The following is a 7792-nucleotide window of genomic DNA, read 5'->3' as shown; positions in this document are numbered from 1 at the left end:
CGCTGGAGCTGTTCAAGCCCTTCGTCATGAAGCGGCTGGTCGACCTCAACCACGCGCAGAACATCAAGGCCGCCAAGCGGATGGTCGAGCGGGCCCGCACCCAGGTGTGGGACGTGCTGGAGGAGGTCATCACCGAGCACCCGGTGCTCCTCAACCGCGCCCCCACGCTGCACCGCCTGGGCATCCAGGCCTTCGAGCCGCAGCTGGTCGAGGGCAAGGCGATCCAGCTCCACCCGCTCGTGTGTGGCGCCTTCAACGCCGACTTCGACGGCGACCAGATGGCGGTCCACCTGCCGCTGAGCGCGGAGGCCCAGGCCGAGGCCCGGATCCTCATGCTCTCCAGCAACAACATCCTCAAGCCCTCGGACGGCCGCCCGGTCACCATGCCCACCCAGGACATGGTCATCGGCCTGTTCCACCTCACCGGTGAGCGGCCCGACGCCCCGGGCGCGGGAAGGTCCTTCGTCTCGCCGGCCGAGGCGCAGATGGCCTACGACAACGAGGAGCTCCACCTCAACGCCCCGGTGAAGATCCGCTTCACCGACATCGTCCCGCCGCGCGGCTGGACGGCGCCCGAGGGCTGGGAGGAGGGCGACCCGATCGTCCTGGAGACCACCCTCGGCCGGGCGCTGTTCAACGAGACGCTGCCGGTCGACTACCCGTTCGTCAACGACGTGGTCGGCAAGGGCCAGCTCTCCGGGATCGTCAACGACCTGGCCGAGCGGTACCCGAAGGTCGAGGTCGCCGCGAGCCTGGACGCGCTGAAGGAGGCCGGCTTCTACTGGGCCACCCGCTCCGGTGTGACGATCGCGATCTCCGACGTCGTCGCCCCGGAGGAGAAGGCCAAGATCCTCGAGGGCTACGAGGAGAAGGCGCAGAAGGTCCAGCGCGAGTACGACCTCGGCCGCCGCAGCGAGGAGGAGCGCCGCTCCGAGCTCATCGACATCTGGACCCAGGCGACCAACGAGGTCGACGAGGTCATGCGGAAGAACTTCCCGGAGGACAACAACATCTTCCGGATGGTCTCCTCCGGTGCCCGCGGGAACTGGCACCAGGTCCGGCAGATCGCCGGGATGCGTGGTCTGGTCGCCGACCCGAAGGGCCAGATCATCCCGCGGCCGATCAAGTCGAACTACCGCGAGGGCCTGTCGGTGCTGGAGTACTTCACCGCCACGCACGGCGCCCGTAAGGGCCTGGCCGACACCGCGCTGCGCACCGCCGACTCCGGCTACCTCACCCGCCGCCTCGTCGACGTCTCCCAGGACGTCATCATCCGCGAGGACGACTGCGGGACCTCGCTGGGCCTGACCCTGCCGATCGCGCACCGCGACGCGGACGGGCAGCTGCACCTCGACGAGACCGTCGAGACCAGCGTCTACGCCCGTACGCTCGCGCAGGACGTCACCGCGCCGGACGGCACGGTCATCGCGGAGGCGGGTGTCGACCTCGGCGACGTCCTCATCGGCAAGCTCGTCGAGGCCGGCGTCACGGAGGTCCGGGTCCGCTCGGTCCTCACCTGCCAGTCCCGCGTCGGCACCTGCGCGCTGTGCTACGGCCGCTCGCTGGCCACCGGCAAGCTCGTCGACATCGGTGAGGCGGTCGGCATCATCGCCGCCCAGTCGATCGGTGAGCCCGGGACACAGCTGACCATGCGGACCTTCCACACCGGTGGTGTCGCCTCCGCGGAGGACATCACCCAGGGCCTGCCGCGTGTGCAGGAGCTCTTCGAGGCGCGTACCCCCAAGGGTGAGGCCCCGATCAGCGAGGCCGCCGGCCGCGTGAAGATCGACGACACCGAGCGCACCCGCAAGATCGTCATCGTCCGCGACGACGGCGGGGAGGACCTGTCCTACCCGGTCTCCAAGCGGGTGCGCCTGCTGGTGGAGGACGGCGAGCACGTGGCCGTCGGTCGCCAGCTCGTCGCCGGTGCCGTGGACCCGAAGAAGGTCCTGCGCATCCTCGGTCCGCGTGCGGTGCAGAAGCACCTCGTCGACCAGGTCCAGGAGGTCTACCGCTCCCAGGGCGTGGACATCCACGACAAGCACGTCGAGGTCATCGTCCGGCAGATGCTGCGGCGGGTCACCGTGCTCGACTCCGGCGACTCCCGGCTGCTGCCGGGTGAGCTCGTCGAGCGCAGCCGCTTCGAGGACGAGAACCGCCGCACCGTGTCCGAGGGCGGCACCCCGGCCTCCGGGCGACCCGAGCTCATGGGCATCACCAAGGCCTCGCTCGCCACGGAGTCCTGGCTCTCTGCGGCCTCCTTCCAGGAGACCACCAAGGTGCTCACCGAGGCGGCGATGACCGGACGCAAGGACCCCCTGCTGGGCCTGAAGGAGAACGTCATCCTCGGCAAGCTCATCCCCGCCGGCACCGGGCTGCCCCGGTACCGGAACATCGAGGTCGAGCCGACCGAGGAGGCCAAGACCAAGGCCTTCGCCCAGATGGGCTACAACGAGCTGGACTTCGTCCAGGGCGGTTCGGACCCGATCATGCTCGAGGAGCTGGACTTCGGTCCCGACTCCTTCGGCGTGGACTTCCGGGGCGTGTGACCGCGTGCCGTGGGGCGGCCTCCGTGCCGCCCCACGGCACCCCTCGCGTGACGGAGGTCAAGCCGCCACGCTTTGACGCGAGAAACCGCGGCAGAGTACGCTACTCGGCGGCGCCCGCGACATCGGGCCCTCGTGCGTGCTCCGGCGCGGCTCGGTACGGTTGGGGACTCCCCGGTCGCACGGTGCCTCCGCCGGCGGGACGTGCCGGCCGGCAGGGTTCCCAGGTTCAGGCCCGGCGACACACCCGAGCGCGGGGGTAGCAGCGGCGGCAACGCCGATGCCCACCCGGTCAGCCGGGCAGAACAGCAAGCAGACAACACATCCGAGACGGAGACGTAGTGCCCACGATTCAGCAGCTGGTCCGCAAGGGCCGCAGCGTCAAGACCTCGACGTCGAAGACGCCTGCCCTCAAGGGCAGCCCTCAGCGGCGCGGGGTCTGCACCCGCGTGTACACGACGACCCCGAAGAAGCCGAACTCGGCACTGCGCAAGGTCGCCCGTGTGCGCCTGTCCAGCGGCATCGAGGTCACGGCCTACATCCCGGGCGTCGGTCACAACCTCCAGGAGCACTCCATCGTGCTCGTCCGCGGCGGGCGTGTGAAGGACCTGCCCGGCGTGCGCTACAAGATCGTGCGCGGCGCGCTCGACACCCAGGGTGTCCGTGGTCGCCAGCAGGCTCGCAGCCGTTACGGCGCGAAGAAGGAGAAGAAGTAATGCCGCGCAAGGGCCCAGCTCCCAAGCGGACGCTCGTCGCCGACCCGGTCTACGGGTCCCCGATCGTCACGCAGCTTGTCAACCGCATCCTGCGCGACGGGAAGAAGTCCACCGCTCAGCGCATCGTCTACGGCGCCCTCGAGGGTGTCCGTGAGAAGACCGACGGCGACCCCACCACCGTGCTCAAGCGGGCGCTGGACAACGTCCGCCCGTCGCTCGAGGTGAAGTCCCGCCGCGTCGGTGGCGCCACCTACCAGGTGCCGGTCGAGGTCGCGCCGGCGCGGGCCACGACCCTCGCGCTGCGCTGGCTCGTCGACTACGCCCAGGTGCGTCGCGAGAAGACGATGACCGAGCGCCTCATGAACGAGATCCTCGACGCCTCCAACGGCCTCGGTGCCGCGGTGAAGCGGCGCGAGGACGTCCACAAGATGGCCGAGTCCAACCGGGCCTTCGCGCACTACCGCTGGTAGTCGCTCGCCCTGCCGCCCTGTCAACGAATCGACCGAAGAGAGTCTCCTGTGGCACTTGACGTGCTGACCGACCTGACCAAGGTCCGCAACATCGGCATCATGGCGCACATCGACGCCGGCAAGACGACGACGACCGAGCGGATCCTGTTCTACACGGGCATCAACTACAAGATGGGTGAGACGCACGACGGTGCGTCCACGATGGACTGGATGGAGCAGGAGCAGGAGCGCGGTATCACCATCACCTCCGCCGCCACCACCTGCTACTGGCACGACAACCAGATCAACATCATCGACACCCCGGGCCACGTCGACTTCACCGTCGAGGTGGAGCGCTCCCTGCGCGTCCTCGACGGCGCCGTCGCCGTGTTCGACGGCAAGGAGGGCGTCGAGCCGCAGTCGGAGACCGTCTGGCGGCAGGCCGACAAGTACAACGTCCCGCGCATCTGCTTCGTCAACAAGATGGACAAGCTCGGCGCGGACTTCTACTACACCGTGCAGACCATCAAGGACCGGCTCAACGCCAAGCCGCTGGTCATGCAGGTGCCGATCGGTGCCGAGTCCGACTTCGTCGGCGTCGTCGACGTCGTCTACAAGCGCGCCCTCACCTGGCGCGGCGAGGTCAGCAAGGGCGAGGACTACGAGATCGAGGAGGTCCCGGCCGACCTCGTCGACAAGGTCGAGCAGTACCACGCCGAGCTCGTCGAGGCGGTCGCCGAGACCGACGAGGAGCTGCTGGAGAAGTACCTCGGCGGCGAGGAGCTGACCCCCGAGGAGATCAAGAAGGGCGTGCGCGCCCTGACGGTCGCGGGCGAGGCCTACCCGGTCTTCTGCGGCACGGCCTTCAAGAACAAGGGTGTCCAGCCGATCCTCGACGCCGTCATCGACTACCTCCCCTCGCCGCTGGACGTCCCGCCGGTCGTCGGCCACGTCCCGGGCAAGGAGGACGAGGAGCTCGTCCGCCGGCCGAGCGAGGACGAGCCGTTCGCTGCGCTGGCCTTCAAGGTCGCCGTCCACCCGTTCTTCGGCAAGCTCACCTACGTCCGGGTCTACTCCGGCAAGGCCGCCCAGGGCGCCCAGGTGCTCAACTCCACCAAGGGCAAGCGGGAGCGTGTCGGCAAGCTCTTCCAGATGCACTCCAACAAGGAGAACCCGGTGGAGGAGGCCCACGCCGGCCACATCTACGCCTTCATCGGCCTGAAGGACACGACCACCGGCGACACCCTGTGCGCCCAGGACGCCCCGATCGTGCTGGAGTCCATGAGCTTCCCCGAGCCCGTCATCCACGTCGCGGTCGAGCCGAAGACCAAGGGTGACCAGGAGAAGCTCGGCACCGCGATCCAGAAGCTGGCGGAGGAGGACCCGACCTTCACCGTCCGCCTCGACGAAGAGACCGGCCAGACGGTCATCGGCGGGATGGGCGAGCTCCACCTCGACGTGCTCGTCGACCGCATGCGCCGCGAGTTCAAGGTCGAGGCGAACGTCGGCAAGCCGCAGGTCGCCTACCGGGAGACCATCCGCCGCACGGCGGAGAAGGTGGAGTACACGCACAAGAAGCAGACCGGTGGCTCCGGCCAGTTCGCGAGGGTCATCGTCACCTTCGAGCCCCTCGACACCTCCGAGGGCGAGCTGTACGAGTTCGAGAACGAGGTCACCGGTGGCCGGATCCCGCGGGAGTACATCCCCAGCGTGGACGCCGGCATCCAGGACGCCATGCAGAACGGTGTGCTCGCCGGCTACCCGCTGGTGGGCATCAAGGCCCGGCTGCTCGACGGCGCCTACCACGAGGTCGACTCCTCGGAGATGGCCTTCAAGATCGCCGGCTCGATGGTGCTCAAGGAGGGCGTCCGCAAGGCGGACCCCGTCCTCCTCGAGCCGATCATGGACGTCGAGGTGCGCACGCCCGAGGAGTACATGGGCGACGTGATCGGCGACCTCAACTCCCGTCGTGGAATGATCCAGTCCATGACGGACGCGACGGGCATCAAGGTCGTTCGCGCCCTGGTGCCGCTGTCGGAGATGTTCGGCTACGTCGGCGACCTGCGGTCCAAGACCCAGGGACGTGCGGTGTACTCGATGCAGTTCGACAGCTACGCCGAGGTTCCTCGGAACGTCGCCGAGGAGATCATCAAGAAGACCCGGGGCGAGTGAGTCCCACAGGTCGACCAGCAGTACCCTTACCAACCGACCCGTAGGGCTCGCTCCCCGGCAGGCGCACCCGCACCTGTTGAGAGCAGACAACTACCCGAGTCCCAGGAGGACACAAGTGGCGAAGGCCAAGTTCGAGCGGACCAAGCCGCACGTCAACATCGGCACGATCGGTCACGTCGACCACGGAAAGACGACGCTGACCGCCGCGATCTCGAAGGTGCTGGCGGACAAGTACCCGGACCTGAACGAGTTCAAGTCCTACGACCAGGTCGACAACGCTCCCGAGGAGCGTCAGCGCGGCATCACGATCAACGTGTCGCACGTCGAGTACCAGACCGAGAAGCGGCACTACGCCCACGTCGACGCCCCTGGTCACGCGGACTACATCAAGAACATGATCACCGGTGCCGCCCAGATGGACGGCGCGATCCTGGTGGTCGCCGCGACCGACGGTCCGATGGCCCAGACGCGTGAGCACGTCCTGCTCGCCCGCCAGGTGGGTGTGCCGTACGTCCTCGTCGCCCTGAACAAGTCCGACATGGTCGACGACGAGGAGATCCTCGAGCTCGTCGAGGTCGAGGTCCGCGACCTGCTCTCCAGCCAGGACTTCCCCGGTGACGACGCCCCCGTCGTGCGCGTCTCCGCGCTCAAGGCCCTCGAGGGTGACCCGAAGTGGGTCAAGTCCATCGAGGAGCTCATGGACGCCGTCGACGAGCACATCCCCACCCCGGAGCGCGACGTCGACAAGCCGTTCCTCATGCCGATCGAGGACGTCTTCACGATCACCGGCCGCGGCACCGTCGTGACCGGCCGTGTCGAGCGCGGCACCCTGAACGTCAACGACGAGGTCGAGATCGTCGGCATCAAGGACCAGTCGATCAAGACCACGGTCACCGGCATCGAGATGTTCCGCAAGCTCCTCGACACCGCCGAGGCCGGCGAGAACGTCGGGCTCCTGCTCCGCGGCACCAAGCGCGAGGAGGTCGAGCGCGGCCAGGTCGTCGTGAAGCCGGGCTCCATCACCCCGCACACCGAGTTCGAGGCCCAGGTCTACATCCTCAACAAGGACGAGGGCGGGCGTCACAACCCGTTCTACTCGAACTACCGTCCGCAGTTCTACTTCCGCACCACGGACGTCACCGGTGTCATCCAGCTGCCCGAGGGCACCGAGATGGTCATGCCCGGTGACAACACCGAGATGACCGTCAGCCTCATCCAGCCGATCGCGATGGAGGAGGGCCTCGGCTTCGCCATCCGTGAGGGTGGCCGGACCGTCGGCTCCGGTCGCGTCACCAAGATCCTCAAGTGATCTGCCACCGGGGGTAGCACCCGGTCATGAAGGGCCCGGCGCCAACGCGCCGGGCCCTTCTGCGTCCCCGCACACCCTCGGGCTGCGCCCAGGTGCCGCCGGCGGACGTCACTCCCGCCGGCCGGCCGTCGAGGCGGGTGCCTCGTGGGGGCGCACCGGCGCATCGGGGGGCGGGGAGGGGGCGGTGCGGTAGGTCACCGCGGCTGACCTCGTCAGGCCCCGGGGCCGGCTGGTAGAGTAGGGCGTCGGCCGGGCCCACGCCCGGCCGGTGCGTCGGTGGCAACGCCGGCCACCACAAGCCAGTCGCCGACCCGCAGGGACGGCGATGACCAAGACCACACCGGTGAGGGCCGGGCTCGATTCGCCACGTGGCGGTCGTGTCTGGCAGACTGTTCCGGTTGCCTGGAGGCCTGTCCTTCGGGTGTCAGGCTGAGTCGGGCCGCAAGGCCCAGGCTCCACAGCAAAGCACAAGGGCCCCGCATCGATGATGCGCCGCGGTCAGGTGTGTGCGCCACACGCGACACGCCCGAGCGCGGGGGACGGTCACAGAGCGGTACGAGAGAGGTTAGACGACGCCATGGCGGGACAGAAGATCCGCAT

At 68.4% G+C, this 7792-nt stretch carries 5 protein-coding genes; all 5 read left to right on the top strand.

Annotation, left to right across the window (positions count from 1 at the left end):
- Window positions 1-2549 (top strand): DNA-directed RNA polymerase subunit beta' (rpoC, locus tag Q0195_RS10890; RefSeq protein ID WP_299278277.1); only part of this gene is annotated, 2549 nt, incomplete at its 5' end.
- A gap of 338 nt (window positions 2550-2887) precedes the next feature.
- Window positions 2888-3262, top strand: a complete 375-nt coding sequence (gene rpsL / locus Q0195_RS10885; protein ID WP_110852524.1) for a 30S ribosomal protein S12 — start codon at window positions 2888-2890, stop codon at window positions 3260-3262.
- On the top strand, window positions 3262-3732 hold the full coding sequence (gene rpsG, locus Q0195_RS10880) for a 30S ribosomal protein S7 (protein WP_299278271.1): 471 nt from the start codon (window positions 3262-3264) through the stop codon (window positions 3730-3732). The genes rpsL and rpsG overlap by 1 nt, the downstream gene beginning before the upstream one ends.
- Before the next feature lie 48 nt (window positions 3733-3780).
- Complete coding sequence (fusA, locus tag Q0195_RS10875; RefSeq protein WP_299278268.1) at window positions 3781-5883, top strand: elongation factor G; 2103 nt, start codon at window positions 3781-3783, stop codon at window positions 5881-5883.
- A 115-nt stretch (window positions 5884-5998) separates the two neighbouring features.
- Window positions 5999-7192, top strand: coding sequence for an elongation factor Tu (gene tuf / locus Q0195_RS10870; protein WP_299278266.1), 1194 nt, complete (start codon window positions 5999-6001; stop codon window positions 7190-7192).
- Window positions 7193-7792: the final 600 nt, after the last annotated feature.

This window comes from uncultured Georgenia sp., assembly GCF_937958535.1.
Taxonomy (GTDB): Bacteria; Actinomycetota; Actinomycetes; order Actinomycetales; family Actinomycetaceae; genus Oceanitalea.
Note: the sequence above shows the minus strand (reverse complement) of the source record. Positions and strands in the feature narration are given on the sequence as shown.

Coding starts and splice junctions, on each gene's coding strand:
- rpsG (WP_299278271.1), top strand. CDS start 3,262: ATGCCGCGCAAGGGCCCAGCTCCCAAGCGGACGCTCGTCGCCGACCCG.